The organism is Catellatospora vulcania, assembly GCF_009720385.1.
In the GTDB taxonomy this organism is placed as follows: domain Bacteria; phylum Actinomycetota; class Actinomycetes; order Mycobacteriales; family Micromonosporaceae; genus Catellatospora; species Catellatospora vulcania.
Window position 1 is genome coordinate 526,245 of record NZ_WARX01000001.1, and the last position, 16,215, is coordinate 542,459.

Here is a 16,215-nt window from a genome sequence, read left to right on the forward strand (position 1 = left end):
CCAGCGCAGCGAGGAGAAGGTATGAACGAGGGTGCGACCCTGCTGGGTTCCGTGAAGGGGCCGCAGGACCTCAAGACCCTGTCCCCGGAGCAGCTGACCGGCCTGGCGGCCGAGATCCGCGACTTCCTGATCGCCAAGGTCGCGCGCACCGGCGGGCACATCGGCCCGAACCTCGGTGTGGTGGAACTCACCCTGGCCATGCACCGGGTCTTCGACTCGCCGGCCGACCGCTTCATCTTCGACACGGGCCACCAGGCGTACGTGCACAAGATGGTCACCGGCCGGATGGACGGCTTCGACCAGCTCCGCCAGCGCGGCGGCCTCACCGGCTACCCGAACCAGGCCGAGAGCGAGCACGACCTGGTCGAGAACTGCCACGCCTCGACCGCGCTGTCCTGGGCCGACGGCATCGCCAAGGGCTACGCGCTGCGCGGCGAGAAGCGCCACGTGGTCGCGGTCGTCGGTGACGGCGCGCTGACCGGCGGCATGTGCTGGGAGGCGCTGAACAACATCGCCGCCACGGACAACCCGCTGGTGATCATCGTCAACGACAACGGCCGCTCCTACGCGCCGACCATCGGCGGGCTCGCCGACCACCTCGCCACGCTGCGCCTGAACCCGGGCTACGAGAAGGTCCTGGACCTGGTCAAGGACGCGCTGGAGAAGACCCCGCTGGTCGGCAAGCCGCTGTTCGACGCGCTGCACGCGGTCAAGAAGGGCATCAAGGACGCGGTCGCCCCGCAGGCGATGTTCGAGGACCTGGGCCTGAAGTACATCGGGCCGGTCGACGGGCACGACCAGGCCGCCATCGAGTCCGCGCTGGGCCGCGCCCGCCGCTTCGGCGGCCCGGTCATCGTGCACGCGGTCACCGCCAAGGGCTACGGCTACCAGCCGGCCCTCAACGACGAGGCCGACCGGTTCCACGCGCCCAGCGCGTTCGACCCGGAGACCGGCCGGCTGCTGGCCGCGCCCAGTCTCAAGTGGACCAAGGTGTTCGCCGAGGAGCTGGTCGAGATCGCCGGCGAGCGGCCCGACGTCGTCGGCATCACCGCCGCGATGCCCGAGTCCACCGGCATCGACAAGCTCGCCGCGGCGTACCCGGGCCGGGCGTACGACGTGGGCATCGCCGAGCAGCACGCGACCACCTCGGCGGCGGGCCTGGCCCTGGCCGGGCTGCACCCCGTGGTCGCCATCTACGCGACGTTCCTCAACCGCGCCTTCGACCAGGTCCTGCTGGACGTGGCGCTGCACAAGCTGCCGGTCACGTTCGTGCTGGACCGGGCCGGCATCACCGGCCCCGACGGCCCGAGCCACTACGGCATCTGGGACATGTCGGTGTTCGGCGTGGTGCCGGGCCTGCGCATCGCCGCCCCGCGCGACGCGGAGACGCTGCGCGAGGAGCTGCGCGAGGCGATCGGCGTCGACGACGGCCCGACCATCGTGCGCTTCCCGACCGGCTCGGTGCCCGCGGCGCTGCCCGCGCTGCGGCGCGTCGGCGGCTCGGACGGCCTGGGCGGCCTGGACGTGCTGGCCGAGGCCGAGCGCAAGGACGTGCTGCTGGTGTCGGTCGGCGCGTTCGCGCACCTGTCGGTGCAGGTCGCCGCGAAGCTCGCCGAGCGCGGCTACGGGGTGACCGTGGTCGACCCGCGCTGGGTGCGCCCCGCCCCGGTGGACCTGGTGCCGCTGGCCCGCGAGCACAAGCTGGTGGTGACGCTGGAGGACGGCGTACGGGCCGGCGGTGTCGGCGACGCGGTCTCCAAGCTGCTGCGTGACAACGAGGTGGACGTGCCGCTGCGCGACCTGGGCGTGCCCTCGACGTGGATCGACCACGGCACCCGCGCCGAGATCCTCGCCGAGATCGGGCTCACCGTCCCGGAGATCACCGAGCGGGTCACCAAGTGGGCCGCCGCGGTGACCCCCGCCGCGCCGTCGCCGCTGGCGAGCTCGGTGCGCGGCTGACCACGACCGCGCGACAAGCACTGCCGCCGGAGCCGCCGACGACAACCCGTCGGCGGCTCCGGCGCGTCTGAGCACGCGAAGCCCCGCGGGTCGCGCCGGGCGGCCGCCGCCCGGCGGAGCGGCGGACCCGCGGACCGACGGTTGAGGTGGTGCTGGCGTGGTGCGTGAGCCGGACGGCGTCGGGGTCATCGACCTCGGGGTGCTGCCCGCCGACGAGCCGGACGAGCCCGCCGTGCCGCTGGGCGTGTCGCGCTGGGGACGGCGGCTGGTGGCGGGCCTCGCCTTGGCGGCCGTGCTGACCGGCGTGACCGCGGCGGAGCGGCTGCCGCAGCCCGGGGTGTCCACCCTGGCCGTCCTCCCCTCGTCGACCGGCACCGCATGGGTGGTCGACGCCGGCCTCGTCATGGTGTTCGAGAACCAGCGTGCCGTCGCCTACGACCCCGACGGCTGGCGTGAGCTGTGGTCCGTGCCCGGTGCCGCGCTGGTGCACGCGGTCGCGTACGACGACCTGGTGGTGCTGTTCCGCGGCGACGCGATGAACGAGCCGGCCGGGGAGAAGCCCGAGTGGGCCGTCGCCGTGGACCGGGCGACCGGGCAGCGGCGCTGGAGCAGCGACCGCCAGGTGGAGGTGCGCGGCGGCGTCATGGTCTCCTACCTGCCCGCCGTGCTGATGCAGGACGTGGAGTTCCGCGACACCGCCACCAACCGGTTGCGCTGGAAGCTGCCGGCCTCGCTCGCCTGGGCGGCCGACGAGCAGCGGTCGGCGCTGTGGCGCATCGCCCCGGACGGCGGGCTGGTCGAGCATGATCTGGAGACGGGGGTCGTGCGCCGTACCGTCCGGGTGCTGCTGCCCGACACGGGCCGGAACCTGAACCTGACCATCGGCCGTGGCACGGTGGGCATCACCGCGTTCGGCAACGGTGACTGGCGCGACGACAGCAAGACGCTCTGGTACGAGGTCGCCGGCCTCACCGGGGTCAGCGGGGCCGGCCAGTGGGCCTGGGAGCAGGACTGCGGCCGCGGCCTGTCATGCGCCCACACGCTCGGCGGCGATCAGGTGTTCCTGGTCGACCCGGCCACCGGGGTCACCCTGCGCACCGCCCCCGAGGGCCGGCTGATGGGCAGCCCCCTCGGCCTGCTGCAGCTCGGCCAGGAGGGCGGGACCGACTTCAGCCTGCCGACCGTGCAGGCCGTGCTGGACCCGCGGACCGGCTACCTGCGGACGGAGCTGAAGGGCTGGCGGGTGCTCGGCATGAGCGACGGCCTGGTGCGCGTGCTCGCCCATTACGACGTGCCGCGCAAGCTCACCTACCTGGCCGAGCTGACCGAGCGGGAGGCGGTGCGGCTCGACGCCGTGCCGCACCTGCTGCGGGAGTGCACGGCGGCCGGGCGGACCCTGGTCTGCGCCACTATGGCGGGCGACATCGTGGTGCTGCGGATCGCCCGGGAGCACCGATGACGGCGACCGGGCCGGGCCCGTCGGACGCCGCCGTGATCGACCTCGGTGACGGCTGGGCCGACGACCCGGTCCCGCAGCCGGGCCGGCCGGCCGCGCGCCGCGGACCGGCCGTGCTCGCCGCCCTGGTGGTATGCGGTGTGCTGCTCGCGACCGCGGTGATCGGCGACGCGCCCCGGCCGCAGCCCCGGTTGACCGAGCTGGCCCGCTGGTCCGCGTTGCAGGTGCTGATGCTCTCCACGGCCGGGACCGACACGCTCCTGGTGCACACCCCGGGCGAGGTCACGGCGTACGACGCGGCCGACGGCCGGCGACGCTGGCGCATGCCCGGCTCGACCAGCTGGATCCACGACGCCGGTGACCTCGTCCTGATGGGATTCGACCAGCCGGAGAGCACGTCGTCCGTGCCGCAGTTCACCGACGCGGTGGCCGTGGACCGGCTCACCGGGCAGGTGCGCTGGCGCACGCAGGCCTATCTGGAACAGCTCGGGGACGTGCTGCTCAGCTACGCCGGGGATGCGCGGCACCCGGTCGTCGCGGTGCACGACCCGGCGACCTTCGCGCTGCGCTGGCGCGTGGCGGTGGCCAGGTCGTTCGTGGTGGACCGCTGGGGGTCGGCGCTGTGGGAGCTGACGACGGACGGACGGCTGGTCGAGCACGACCTCGGCACGGGCACGGTGCGCCGCAGCGCCCGGGTGCCGGTGCCGGCCGGGACTCGGGTGGCCGTGCTGGCCAGCCGCGACGCGGTAGGGATCGTCGGGTACCGGTTCGACGGGAACGGGTTCGAGGAGCGCACCGGGGCGACGTGGTACGCCCGGGACGGCCTGGCCGTGGTGAGCGCGGACAACCGATGGCCCTGGGAGACCGACTGCGGCGCAGGGACGTCCTGCGCCTACCCGTACGACGAGAGCCCGAAGTACCTGATCGACACCGCGACCGGTGCGCCGATCCGCCCCCTGGACGGCCCGCAGCACGTCGGCAGTGCCGCCGGGCTGCTGCTGTTCGAGGGCGACGGCGGTGAGCCCGGGAGCACGCTGCGCGCCCGCCTGGAGCCGGTCGGCGGTCGGCCGCGCACCGACGTGGCGGGCTGGCGGATCCTGTCCACGACCGGCCAGGTGGCACGCCTGCTCGGCCACGAGGATCAGGACCCGTTCGCCACCCATCTCGGCGAGCTGACCGGCGAGGGGCTGCGCCCGCTCGGCCGGGTGCCGTACGGGCTGGTGCAGTGCGCGTCCGTGCCGCGGGCGGCGATCTGCACGACCACGGGCGGCGAAGTCGTCATCTGGCGTACCGGACAGGAGCGGCCGTGAACATCGCCACCGGGGGACAGGACGCAGCCATGATCGAACTGGGCGGTGGCTGGCGGGATCCGCTGCCCGAGCCCGGTCGGCCGCGCCGGTTCCCGCGCGTGGCCGCGCCGGTGCTCGTCGCGGTCCTGCTGCTGGCGCTCGGCGGCGCGGCGCCGGTGCCGGTGCGGCTGGTCGAACTCACGCGGGTGCCGGTGGCCGACACGGAGCGCGCCGACCTGTCCTTCGTGGGTGACGCGGTGCTGTTGCGGGGGCAGGGGCGGCTCACCGCGTACGAACTGGGCGACGGCACGCCGCGATGGAGCGTTGAGCTGCCGGACACACCGGACCTGAGCACCGTAGGGGTCTCACCGGCGGTGCCGGGGATCGCCGTGGTCACCCAGCTCGACGGGGACCGGCCGCTGTCCGTCGCGCTGGACCTGGCGACCGGGCAGCAGCTGTGGCGCTCGGACGAACTGCTGCAGCCCAACGGCGACGTCGTGTACACGATGAACGCGCTCCTCGGGCCGGACGGGGCACCCGTCGTCCACGTCAACGATCTGCGGACCGGGGCCCGGCTGTGGACCATGCCGGACGCGGCGAACAGCGCGTACGACGCCGCGGGCGGCCGGGCCTGGACGGTGAGCCCGGCCGGGGAGGTGACGGCCTACGGCCTGCGTGACGGCCGGGTGCTGCACGCCGGCACGGTGCAGGTGCCCGCCATGGTCGAATCGGTATGGGCCGTCGACGGCGAGCTCGCCGTGCAGTACACCGCCGGGGAGGACCCCCAGACGGCCTGGTTTGACGGCACGACGCTGGCGGCGGTGCCCAGACCCGGCCAGGACGCGCGGAGCGTCGACTGCGGCCTGCTGTTCCGATGTGTACAGGTGACCGAGCCGGTCGCCGGGCTCGAGGTGATCGACCGGGCGACCGGCGCGGTGGCGCACCGGCTGCGCGCGGAGGAGTACCTGGCCAGGGAGTCCCACCTGATGGTTTTCGCGCTGGACCGGGACCTGGACGGTGGGCTCGGCCCACGCCCGCACACCGTGATCGACCTGGGCTCGGGGCGCGTGATCGACGTCGCGGGCTGGGAGGTGCTGTGGCAGCAGACGCGGATCGAGGTGCTGGTGCGGCTCGTCGAGCACGGGACCGTGCTGCAGGTCGCGCGGCTCGGCCCGGACGGCCTGGAGATCCTGGCGCAGCTGCCCGGTGATGTGCGACGGTGTGCGTTCGAGCAGCGGACCCTTGTCTGCACGCGGGAGGGCGACCAGGCGATCCTCTGGCGGCTCCGCGACTGATCCGGCCCGGCGGGGAGGCAGGGTGACCGTGCTCATCGACCTCGGTGACCCGCGCGGGACCGCCGAGGACGCCGACGACGGACCGCGGCTGTCCCGGACCGGCCGACGGGTCGCGGCGCTGCTGACCGTCGTGCTCGCCGCGCTGCTGGCCTGCGCCGGATCCGCTCCGGTGCCGCCCGCGCCGCTGCGGTGGGTCACCCAGCTCACCGCGCCGCTCGCCGCGCCCGTCGTGTTCGCCGGTGAGCTGGTGCTGGTGGTGCACCGCGGCGAGACCACGCGGGACCTGGTCGCCGTCGGGAACGCCGACGGGGCGGAGCGCTGGCGGGTGCGGCTGGACGGCCGCTCCACCGAGGTGCACGAGGCCCGGCAGGTCGGCGGGACGCTGCTGGTCTCGGTGCTGGACAGCGCCGCGCCGTCCGACGCGTGGACCACGTACGCGCTGGACGCGGCCACCGGAGCGCGGCTGTGGCAGGAGCACGCCTACCTGGTGGGCGTCGCGCCCCGGGCGGGCGGCCAGACCGTCGCGCTGGTCGGCATGTCGCCCCCGGTCGACTGGTACGGCGGCTGGGACGTGCGGACCGGACGTCCGCTGTGGCGGCACACCCTCGACAACTCGTACTGGCTGGCCCCGTACCTGGCGGACGGGCAGCTGGCGGGGATGGTGCTGGTCGAGGACGACGACCGGGACCGGGTCCGGCTGGTCGGCCTCGACGGCGCGCTGGGCCCGCTGCACGAGATGCCCGCGCAGACGGCCGCCGTGCAGGTGGTCGGCGGCCTGGTGGTGGCGGCCTACGAGCGGGACGGGCGGCGCCGGGTCGCGGCGCTGCGGCTGCCGGCGCTGGAGACCGCGTGGGACGTCGCGCCATCGTTCGGCAGCCGCCACGTCTACCTGACCGAATGCGCGCCGCTGGTCTGCGCCAGCGCCGCCGACGAGGTCTGGCTGCTCGACTCCGCCGACGGCGCGGTGCGCTGGCAGGGCCGGGTCGGCGGATTCACGCCGCTCGGGCCGGGCCGGGTGCTGACCGGCACCGATGACCGCCCGCTGGCCGGGGCTCTGCGCGACGTCGCGACCGGCGACCTGCTGTTGCGGCTCGACGGCTGGACGCCGGCCGGGGCCGACGGCAGCAGGCTGGTGGTGACCCGGACCGACGGGGACCGGACCTGGTTCGGGATGGTGGACCTGGCCCGGCCGGAGCGGGTCCGGCTGGTCGGCATCGGCGGGATCACCCTGGACCGGTGCTGGCTGGGCGGCGCGACGCTGGTCTGCCAGTCACTGGTCGGCCTGGACCTCTACCGCATAGCGGGCTGACCCGCCGGCGCGCCGCCCGGCCGTCACCGGTTGGCCTGGCCCGGCGGGGTGGGCAGCGGCTCGGCGGCCGGCCGTCACCAGTTGGCCTGGCCTGGCGGGGTGGGCAGCGGCACGGACGCCGGGTGGATCACGTAGACCACGCCGCGGCTGGTGTCGAGCCAGGCCGACTCCCACTCGGCCCGGCCGACGGGTTTGCGCACCTGCGCGTTGCTCGGCGAGTTCGGGTCGTTGAGCACCGGGTCGCCGTCGGCGGTGAACCCGACCAGCGCCACCAGGTGGCCCTTGGTGTCGTAGTCCAGCCCGGGGATCTGGCCCTTGCGGTACGACGCCGACACGATCAGCGGGATGCCGGCGGCGATGAACCGCTCCGCCTCGTTCAGCGAGCGCAGCCGGGTGACGAAGGCGCGCAGCCCGAACCGGCCGGCGTAGGCGGTGTTGAAGGGCCAGTTGCCGCAGCCGGAGAAGCCATGGTCGTAGGTGTGCCGGGCGGCGAAGTCGACCCACGGGTCGGTGTGGCCCGGCTCGACCCAGGCGTAGTCGGCCGGGGACGGGCCGGCCCCCCAGTAGGCCAGCACCATCGAGGTCGAGGTCGGGCTGCACCAGGCCTCGCCGCCGTTGTCCCACTGCGGGTGCTCGCCCTTGTGGAGCTGCTGCGAGTAGGGCGGCACGTCGAGCACCAGGCCCTGTGCCGCGAGCGGGACGCTCGGTGCGAGCCCGCCGGGCGCGGGCAGCGCGGAGGCGACCGCGCCGAGGGTACGCAGCACCGGCGCATCGGTGCTGCCGACCGGCCGCAGCAGCGTCGCCCGCAGCCGCCAGGTGGTCAGGGCGCGCCCGTCGGCCGCGGCGTAGGCGTCGGCGTGCACGGTCCCGTCCGCGTCGCCCTGGCCGCGTACGGAGGTGCGTTGCAGGGCGGTGTCGTCGGCGGCCCAGTCGCCGAGCTGGAACCACTTCGTGGTGGTGCCCGCCGCCGTCATGCCGCTCAGCTCGATGCGGACGAAGCTGCCGCCGGGGGTGTCGGCGGTCCAGGACGGGATCACCTCGGTGGCGGCGAAGCCGACAGCCGTCTCCGGGCCGGTCCAGACCGCGGACTCGTAGTCCGTGCGCAAACCGGTGGCCGGGTCGGTGCGCGACAGCGTCCCGGTCGCGGCGGTGAAGGCGAGACCCGCGGTGCCGGCGAAGACGCCGCTGCCGGCGCCCTCCGCCCAGCGCTGTGGCGAGTCCCAGCGGCGGAAGGCTATGTCACGACCGGCGGACGGCTGCCCGGCATCCGCGGTGAGCCGGCTCCCGGCCGGGGCTGCGGGCAGCGCTTCGCGTCCGTTCATCGGTGCCTCCCGTGCGTCGCCCGACCGATGGCGAATCTCTGCGATGAGATTTCTATACGCGAAGATTTTTTGCAATGGCCCGGGGGCTCTATCTTCGTGGCAGACACGCTCGCCGACTGGCGATGGTAGGCGGTCGGCAGAGAGGCGGAGACGTGCGGGTGCTGGTGGTGGAGGACGAGCGGCACTTGGCCGATGCGATCGCCCGGGGGCTGCGCCGGCACGGGCTGGCCGTGGACGTGGCCTACGACGGCAGCGTGGGCCACGAGATGGCCTTCGTCACCCGGTACGACGTGGTGGTGCTGGACCGTGACCTGCCCGGCATGCACGGCGACCAGCTGTGCGCGGCGCTGGTCGGCTCCGGGGCGCTGACCCGGGTGCTGATGCTGACCGCCAGCGGCAGCGTCGCCGAGCGGGTGGAGGGCCTGCGCCTGGGCGCGGACGACTACCTGCCCAAGCCGTTCGCCTTCGACGAGCTGGTGGCGCGGGTGCAGGCGCTGGGCCGCCGGGCGACCCCGGTCACCCCGCCCGTGCTGCGCGCCGGCGACCTCGAACTCGACCCGGCCAAGCGCTCGGTGACCCGGGGCGGCGTGCTGATCGACCTGACCAACAAGGAGTTCGGCGTACTGGAGGAGCTGCTGCGGGCCCGCGGCGGCGTGGTCTCCACCGAGGAGCTGCTGGAGCGCGTCTGGGACGCCAACACCGACCCGTTCACGACCATAGTGCGGGTCACCATGCGCACGCTGCGGATGAAGATCGGCCAGCCCGCGCTCATCGAGACGCTGGTCGGCGCCGGCTACCGCATCCCGTCGGCGGCGCAGGACGGTGCCGCGTGATCTCCCGGCCGGTGCGCGTGCCCGCCCGCCGCGGGCTGCGGCCCACCCTGCGCCTGCGGCTCACCCTGCTCAACGGGGTGCTGCTGGTCGGCGCGGGGGTCCTGCTGATGCTGGTCGCCTGGCTGGTGGTCAACGCCGTGCTGCATCCCGCCGACGACCTGGCCCCGGGCACCATGGTCCGGATGGCGGACGGGCAGCAGCTCGACGCGCGGGCGTGGCAGGAGTCGGTGCTGTCCGCCGCGCGCACCGAGCTGACCGTCAAGGGCCTGGTCGCCGTGCTGGCGATCAGCATCGTCGGCATCCTCGGGGCGTACGCCGTCGTCGGCCGCGCCCTGCGCCCGCTGCACCACGTCACCGCGACCGCCCGCAAGCTCGGCGGGGAGACCCTCGACCAGCGCATCCGCTACACCGGGGCGGACGACGAGGTGGCCGAACTGGCCGACACCTTCGACGCGATGCTGGACCGGCTCGGGGCTGCCTTCACCGCGCAGCAGCGCTTCGTCGCCAACGCCTCGCACGAGCTGCGCACCCCGCTGGCGGTGATGCGCACCGAGATCGACGTGACGCTGTCCGACCCGGCGGTCGACACCCCGGAGCTGAAGCGGATGGCGACCGTGGTGCGCGACGCGTCCGAGCGGGCCAACGCCCTCGTCGACGCGCTGCTGATGCTGGCCCGCAGCGAGGGCCGCACCGGGCTGCGCAACGAACCGGTGGACCTCGGTGCGGGCGTGCTGGGCGCGCTGTCGGCGATGGAGCACGAGGTGCGCCGCATCAAGATCGCGGTCGACACCCAGCTGCACCCGGCCCCGGTCATCGGCGACCCGAGCCTGCTGGACCGGCTGGCGGGCAACCTCATCGAGAACGCGGTGCGCTACAACCACCTGGGCGGGCACATCTGGGTGGAGAGCCGCCACGACGGCGAGTACGCCCGGCTGATGGTCGGCAACACGGGCTTCAAGGTGGACCAGTCCGACGTGCCCGGCCTGTTCGAGCCGTTCCGCCGCGGCGGCCGCGAGCGCACCGGCGCCCGGGGCTCCGGCCTGGGGCTGTCCATCGTGCGCGCGGTCTGCGTCGCCCACGGCGGTACGGTCGGCGCGGTGGCACTGCCCGGTGGAGGTATGGAGGTCACCATCGCGCTGCCTCTAGCATCGGTGAAATGACCTCCCTCATCCGGCACCTCACCGTGGACTGCACCGACCCCTACACGCTGGCGGGCTTCTGGAGCGAGGTCACCGGCAACCCGAGGCACCCCGACGACAAGCCCGACGACACGGCGGCGCTGGTGATGTCACCCGACGACGGGCCGAGCATGCTGTTCATCGCCGTGCCGGAGGGCAAGAGCACCAAGAATCGGCTGCACCTGGACCTGCAGCCGAGCGACTGCACCCGCGACGAGGAGGTCGAGCGGCTGCTCGCCCTCGGCGCGAGGCTGGTCAACGACCTGCGCAACCCCGACGGCACCGGCTGGGCGGTCATGGCCGACCCCGAGGGCAACGAGTTCTGCGTCGAACGCTCCGCCGCCGAACGCACCACCGCCGCCGTGTGACCACGGAACGGTTGCGGGCACTGCTCAAGGAAACGGCGGATATCCCGATCATCGCCGAGCCCGAGGAGCACTACCGATCTGCGCAGCCGCTGCCGGCCGGTTCGCCGGAGCGGCGGCACGATCGCCGCGAATCCGTCCCTGAACCGACGATGATCGCTGTTTCGGGTCAGGAAGTCGGGTCCGACTCCACAATCTGACACGAAACAGCGATCATCGCTGCCCGTTAGGCGAACCGGCGGCCGGTGACGGCCTCGGAGACGCCGGCGCGGTCCAGGTACGGGGTGATGCCGCCCAGGTGGAACGGCCAGCCGGCGCCCAGGATCATGCACAGGTCGATGTCGGCGGCCTCGGCCACCACACCCTCGTCCAGCATCAGCCGGATCTCCTGCGCGAGCGCGGCCAGCGCCTTCTCCCGGACCTGCTCGCCGGTAAGCGGCGCGTCGCCCTGCACGAGCAGCGCCTCCACCTCCGGGTTGAGCCGCTCGTCGACGAGCAGCGGCAGGCCCGACTTGGCGATCGCGACCAGATTCGGGCTGGCCGAGAAGCGGTCCGGGAACGCCTCGTGCAGGGTGCCGCCCACGTGCGCGGCGACGGCCGGGCCGACCAGGGCCAGCAGCGCCATCGGGCGCATCGGCAGGCCCAGCGGGTCCAGCGCGCGGTCGGCGGTCTTGAGCGGGGTGCCCGCGTCGACGGCGTTCCAGATCTCGCCCAGGAATCGGGTCAGGATCCGGTTGACCACGAACGCCGGGGCGTCCTTGACCAGCACGCAGCTCTTCTTCAGCTGCCTGCCGACGGCGAACGCGGTGGCCAGCGTGGCGTCGTCGGTGGCCTCGCCCCGGACGATCTCCAGCAGCGGCATCATCGCGACCGGGTTGAAGAAGTGGAAGCCCACCACCCGCTCGGGGTGTGCCAGGTCGGCGGCCATCGCGGTGACCGACAGCGAGGAGGTGTTGGTGGCCAGCACCGTCTCCGGCTTGACGATCTGCTCCAGCTCTGCCCAGACCGCCTTCTTGACCGACAGCTCCTCGAACACGGCCTCGATGACGAGGTCGGCGTCGGCGAACACGGTCTTGTCGACCGATCCGCTGACCAGGCCGCGCAGCTTGGCCGCGGTGCCCACCGACATGCGGCCCTTGGACACGGCCTTGTCGATCTCGGCGTGCACGTAGCCCACGCCCTTGTCGACCCGGGCCTGGTCGAGGTCGGTCAGCACGACCGGCACCTCAAGGCGCTTGGCGAACAGCAGCGCCAGCTGCGAGGCCATCAGGCCCGCGCCGACGACGCCGACCTTCGTGATCTTGCGGGCCAGCGACTTGTCCGGCGCGCCCGCGGGGCGCTTGGCCCGGCGCTGCACCAGGTCGAAGGCGTACAGGCCGCTGCGCAGCTCCGGGGTCACGGCGAGGTCGGCCAGGGCCTGGATCTCGGTCTCGATGCCCTCGGCGGTGACGCCGTTCTTGGCCAGCAGCAGCAGGTCCAGCGCCTTAGAGGCGGCCGGGACCGCACCGTGCAGGCGCTTGTCCAGCTCGCCGCGGGCGAAGCCGACGACCGCGTCCCACATCTCCGAGCGGTCCACCTCGGCCCGGTTCACCGTGACGGTGCCGTTGACGACGCCGGCGGCCCACTCCAGCGAGCGCTCCAGGAAGTCGGCCGGCTCCAGCAGGGCGTCGGCGACGCCCATCTCGAAGGCCTGCTTCGGCTTGAGCATCTTGTTCATCATGAGCGGGTTCTGCACGACGACCTGGGCCGCCGGCACGATGCCGATCAGGTTCGGCAGCACCTGCGAGCCGCCCCAGCCGGGGATGAGGCCCAGCGAGACCTCGGGCAGGGCGAGGGCGGCCGCGCCGGTGGACAGGGTCCGGTAGTGGCAGTGCAGCGCCACTTCCAGGCCGCCGCCCATCGCCGCGCCGTTCACGAAGGCGAACGTCGGCACGCTGCTCTCGCGCAGCTTCGCGAAGGTGGCGTGGCCCAGCCGGCCGATCTGCACGACCTGCTCGCGCGAGGTCATCGCGGAGAAGCCAGTGAGGTCCGCGCCGACGCAGAAGATGTACGGCTTGCCGGTGACCGCGATGAACGACGGCTGGGCTGCGTGCGCCTCGTCGATCGCCTGCGACAGCGAGGTCAGGCCGCCGGGGCCGAACGTATTGGGCTTGGTGTGGTCCAGCCCGTTGTCCAGGGTGATCAGCGCGGCGGGCCGGTCCAGCCCGGGTACGGCGACCAGCCGCAGCTTGGCGTGGGTGACGATCTCGCTCACTTCGCACCTTCCCAGTTCGGGTTCTCCCAGATCACAGTGCCGCCCATGCCGATGCCGATGCACATGGCGGTCAGGCCGTAACGCACCTCGGGGTGCTCGGCGAACTGGCGTGCCAGCTGCGTCATCAGCCGTACGCCGGAGGAGGCCAGCGGGTGGCCCACGGCGATCGCACCGCCCCACGGGTTGACCCGCGGGTCGTCGTCGGCGATGCCGAAGTGGTCGAGGAACGCCAGCACCTGCACCGCGAACGCCTCGTTCAGCTCGAACAGGCCGATGTCGTCGATGGTCAGCCCGCCCAGGCGCAGCGCCCGCTCGGTCGACGGGATCGGGCCGACGCCCATCACCTCGGGCTCGACGCCCACGAAGCCGTAGGAGACCAGCCGCATCGCGATGGGCAGGCCCAGCTCGCGGGCGGTGTCCTCGGCGGCCAGCAGGCAGCTCGTCGCGCCGTCGTTGAGGCCCGCCGCGTTGCCCGCGGTGACCTTGCCGTGCGGGCGGAACGGGGTCTTCAGCCCGGCCAGCTTCTCCAGCGTGGTCTCGCGCGGCGCCTCGTCGGCGGTGGCCAGGCCCCAGCCGGTCTCCGGGTCGCGGGTGGCCACGGTGACCAGGTCGCCCTGCAGCTTGCCGGCGGCGTACGCGGCCGCGGTCTTCTGCTGGCTGGCCAGGCCGAATGCGTCGGCCCGCTGCTTGGTCAGGTGCGGCAGCCGGTCGTGCAGGTTCTCCGCGGTCGCGCCCATGACCAGCGCGGACGGGTCGACGATGCGCTCGGCGAGGAAGCGCGGGTTCGGGTCGACACCCTCGCCCATCGGGTGGCGGCCCATGTGCTCGACCCCGCCCGCGATCGCGACGTCGTACGCGCCGACCGCGATGCCGGAGGCGACGGTCGTGACGGCCGTCATCGCGCCCGCGCACATGCGGTCGATCGCGAAACCGGGGACCGTCTTGGGCAGGCCGGCCAGCAGGGCGGCGGTGCGGCCGATGGTCAGGCCCTGGTCGCCGATCTGGGTGGTGGCGGCGATGGCCACCTCGTCGACGCGCTCCGGCGGCAGCTGAGGGTTGCGGCGCAGCAGCTCGCGGATGCAGCGCACGACGAGATCGTCGGCGCGGGTGTTCGCGTAGATGCCTCCGTTCGCCTTGCCGAACGGGGTGCGCACGCCGTCGACGAAGACGACGTCGCGGACTTCACGGGGCACGGTCTGCCTCCTTGCAGATAGGGAGCTGCCCCGGATGCTACTCGCGAGTAACTAGTCCGGTGAAGGGAACTGCTGTGGCTTGACTCACAGCAGTCCGCTCCCTCATCTGCCTGGCGGCAAACGCCGTCGCGCGGGACACGCCCGGATCAGGTGTCCGCGCCGTCCGGCTTGCCCTGCGGCCCGGACGGTTCCGCGGACGAACCGTCCGGCTCGGCCTCCGCGGGCGCGGCTCCAGCAGGCTCAGCCTCCGCAGTCGCGCCCTCCGCAGTCGCGCCCCGCGCAGGATCGGCCTCCGCGGGCACGGCGACCAGCGCCTGCGCCAGCTCCTCGGCCAGCAGCCCGCACTGCCACGCGCGGGCGCCGAGCTCACTGAGCACCTTGGTGACCGTGGCCGCGTCGGGGTCGGCGGGCGGCTCCCAGGCCATCCGCCGGATGAACTCCGGCGTGATCAGATTCTCCGGCGGCAGGTGGTGCTGCTCGGCGGTCTTGGTGACGACCTCACGGCAGCGGGCCAGCCGCGCGGCGGCCTCGGGATCCTTGTCGGCCCACCGGTGCGGCGGGGGCGGCCCGTCGAACACCGGGGTGGTCGGCAGGGCGTCGTCGGGCAGGGCGCGGGCCTCGTCGAGCGCCTCCAGCCAGGTCGGCGCCAGGCGGCGCACCGACCGGCCCCCGAAGCCCGGCAGCAGCAGCAGCTCGCGCTCGGTCTTGGGGTTCATCTCCGCGGCCGCGACGATCGCGGCGTCGGGCAGCACCCGACCGGGCGCGGTGTCCCGGCGGATCGCGATGGTGTCCCGGGCGTACCACAGCGCGCGCACCCGCGACTGGGCACGCGCCCCGCGCACCCGGTGCATGCCCGAGGTGCGCCGCCACGGATCGGTCCGCTGCCTGGGCGGGCGGGCGCCGTTGGCGACCAGCGCGGCGAACTCCTGCGCGGCCCAGGCCGTCTTGCCCTGGCGGTCGAGTTCGTCGGCGAGCGCGTCGCGCAGCTCCACGAGCAGCTCCACGTCCAGCGCGGCGTAGGTCAGCCAGTCCTGGGGGAGTGGACGGGTGGACCAGTCCGCGGCAGAGTGATGCTTCTCCAGGGTGCGTCCCAGTAGCTGTTCGGTCAGCGCGGCCAGGCCGACCCGCTCGAAGTCGGCCAGGCGGGCGGCCAATTCCGTGTCGAACAACCGCCGCGGCCGCAGGCCCACTTCGGCCAGGCACGGCAGATCCTGACTCGCGGCGTGCAGCACCCACTCGGTGTCGGCCAGCGCCTCGTCCAAGGCGGACAGATCACCCAGCGGCACCGGGTCGATGAGTGCCGTGCCGGCCCCGCGGCGGCGCAGCTGGACCAGGTACGCCCGCTGGCTGTACCGGAAGCCGGAGGCCCGCTCGGCGTCCACGGCGACCGGGCCGGTGCCCGCGGCGAATCTGGCCACGACCTCGGCGAACTCCGCCGGGGAGACCACCGGTTCAGGGGTGCCGTCAGCCGGCTCGGTCAGCAGCGTCGGCCCACCGCCGTTCGGTGATCCGTCCGGCGCGCCGTCGCCCGTCGGCGTGCGATGGCGGGTCCGACGGCGCAGTGGTGCGTCCTCGTCGGTCATGGTCACACCGTACGGCCAGCCGGTCGGCGATGACGGCAGCACCCCGGGTATGGCGCGTCGGTGACCGGTGGGACAGATGTGACAAACCTGTGAACGGCGTGCGAAAGCGGCCTCGATCGGGGGTGATGTGAGTCGACAGCACCCAGTATGGTGTGCCAGCCGATCCGCGCATGATCGGT

12 protein-coding genes and 1 pseudogene are annotated in these 16,215 nt (G+C 73.6%); 9 read left to right on the top strand and 4 right to left on the bottom strand.

Annotated elements, in window-relative coordinates; translation table 11 throughout:
• The first annotated feature begins 21 nt into the window (after positions 1–21).
• The 5 genes from dxs (at position 22) to F6W97_RS21615 (ending at position 7,308) form a co-directional block, all read left to right on the top strand.
• Positions 22–1,959, top strand: coding sequence for a 1-deoxy-D-xylulose-5-phosphate synthase (gene dxs, locus F6W97_RS21595; protein WP_155372240.1), 1,938 nt, complete (start codon positions 22–24; stop codon positions 1,957–1,959).
• A 157-nt stretch (positions 1,960–2,116) separates the two neighbouring features.
• Positions 2,117–3,418 carry a hypothetical protein gene (locus tag F6W97_RS21600; protein ID WP_155372241.1) on the top strand — a complete coding sequence of 434 codons (1,302 nt, stop codon included), beginning with the start codon at positions 2,117–2,119 and terminating at the stop codon, positions 3,416–3,418.
• The gene (locus F6W97_RS21605) at positions 3,415–4,725 is read left to right on the top strand and encodes a hypothetical protein (protein ID WP_155372242.1); all 1,311 of its coding nucleotides are present in this window, start codon (positions 3,415–3,417) and stop codon (positions 4,723–4,725) included. Before F6W97_RS21600 ends, F6W97_RS21605 begins: the two co-directional genes overlap by 4 nt.
• Complete coding sequence (locus tag F6W97_RS21610; protein WP_155372243.1) at positions 4,722–5,999, top strand: outer membrane protein assembly factor BamB family protein; 1,278 nt, start codon at positions 4,722–4,724, stop codon at positions 5,997–5,999. The genes F6W97_RS21605 and F6W97_RS21610 overlap by 4 nt, the downstream gene beginning before the upstream one ends.
• A gap of 22 nt (positions 6,000–6,021) precedes the next feature.
• Entirely contained in the window at positions 6,022–7,308 is a 1,287-nt protein-coding gene (locus F6W97_RS21615; protein ID WP_196279258.1) for an outer membrane protein assembly factor BamB family protein, read from the top strand.
• A gap of 74 nt (positions 7,309–7,382) precedes the next feature.
• On the opposite strand, the gene F6W97_RS21620 is transcribed toward F6W97_RS21615, so the two are convergent.
• Positions 7,383–8,630 carry a C39 family peptidase gene (locus F6W97_RS21620; protein ID WP_155372245.1) on the bottom strand — a complete coding sequence of 416 codons (1,248 nt, stop codon included), beginning with the start codon at positions 8,628–8,630 and terminating at the stop codon, positions 7,383–7,385.
• 152 nt (positions 8,631–8,782) lie between these two features.
• Here F6W97_RS21620 and F6W97_RS21625 point away from each other — a divergent pair, with 152 nt between their 5' ends.
• Genes F6W97_RS21625 through F6W97_RS21640 form a run of 4 tightly spaced genes read left to right on the top strand, consistent with a single transcriptional unit; the run spans position 8,783 to position 11,206 of the window.
• On the top strand, positions 8,783–9,463 hold the full coding sequence (locus F6W97_RS21625; protein WP_120318659.1) for a response regulator transcription factor: 681 nt from the start codon (positions 8,783–8,785) through the stop codon (positions 9,461–9,463).
• 17 nt (positions 9,464–9,480) lie between these two features.
• Positions 9,481–10,623: a sensor histidine kinase gene (locus F6W97_RS21630; RefSeq protein ID WP_155373029.1), complete on the top strand. Its 1,143-nt coding sequence runs from the start codon at positions 9,481–9,483 to the stop codon at positions 10,621–10,623.
• Entirely contained in the window at positions 10,620–11,009 is a 390-nt protein-coding gene (locus tag F6W97_RS21635) for a VOC family protein (RefSeq protein WP_155372246.1), read from the top strand. Before F6W97_RS21630 ends, F6W97_RS21635 begins: the two co-directional genes overlap by 4 nt.
• Positions 11,006–11,206, top strand: a complete 201-nt coding sequence (locus F6W97_RS21640; protein WP_155372247.1) for a hypothetical protein — start codon at positions 11,006–11,008, stop codon at positions 11,204–11,206. The genes F6W97_RS21635 and F6W97_RS21640 overlap by 4 nt, the downstream gene beginning before the upstream one ends.
• A 26-nt stretch (positions 11,207–11,232) precedes the next feature.
• Here F6W97_RS21640 and F6W97_RS21645 read toward each other — a convergent pair whose 3' ends face one another.
• The 3 genes and pseudogenes from F6W97_RS21645 to F6W97_RS21655 all read right to left on the bottom strand — a co-directional run.
• Positions 11,233–13,260, bottom strand: a complete 2,028-nt coding sequence (locus tag F6W97_RS21645) for a 3-hydroxyacyl-CoA dehydrogenase NAD-binding domain-containing protein (protein WP_155372248.1) — start codon at positions 13,258–13,260, stop codon at positions 11,233–11,235.
• The gene (locus F6W97_RS21650; RefSeq protein WP_155372249.1) at positions 13,257–14,453 is read right to left on the bottom strand and encodes a thiolase family protein; all 1,197 of its coding nucleotides are present in this window, start codon (positions 14,451–14,453) and stop codon (positions 13,257–13,259) included. Before F6W97_RS21650 ends, F6W97_RS21645 begins: the two co-directional genes overlap by 4 nt.
• 296 nt (positions 14,454–14,749) lie before the next feature.
• A pseudogene (locus F6W97_RS21655) lies at positions 14,750–16,036 on the bottom strand (ribonuclease D); the annotation flags it as partial.
• Positions 16,037–16,215: the final 179 nt, after the last annotated feature.

What these genes read in the sequence shown, in the direction of transcription:
- dxs (WP_155372240.1), top strand. Translation starts at nt 22, where the DNA reads ATGAACGAGGGTGCGACCCTGCTGGGTTCCGTGAAGGGGCCGCAGGAC.
- F6W97_RS21635 (WP_155372246.1), top strand. Translation starts at nt 10,620, where the DNA reads ATGACCTCCCTCATCCGGCACCTCACCGTGGACTGCACCGACCCCTAC.
- F6W97_RS21605 (WP_155372242.1), top strand. Translation starts at nt 3,415, where the DNA reads ATGACGGCGACCGGGCCGGGCCCGTCGGACGCCGCCGTGATCGACCTC.
- F6W97_RS21620 (WP_155372245.1), bottom strand. Translation starts at nt 8,630, where the DNA reads ATGAACGGACGCGAAGCGCTGCCCGCAGCCCCGGCCGGGAGCCGGCTC.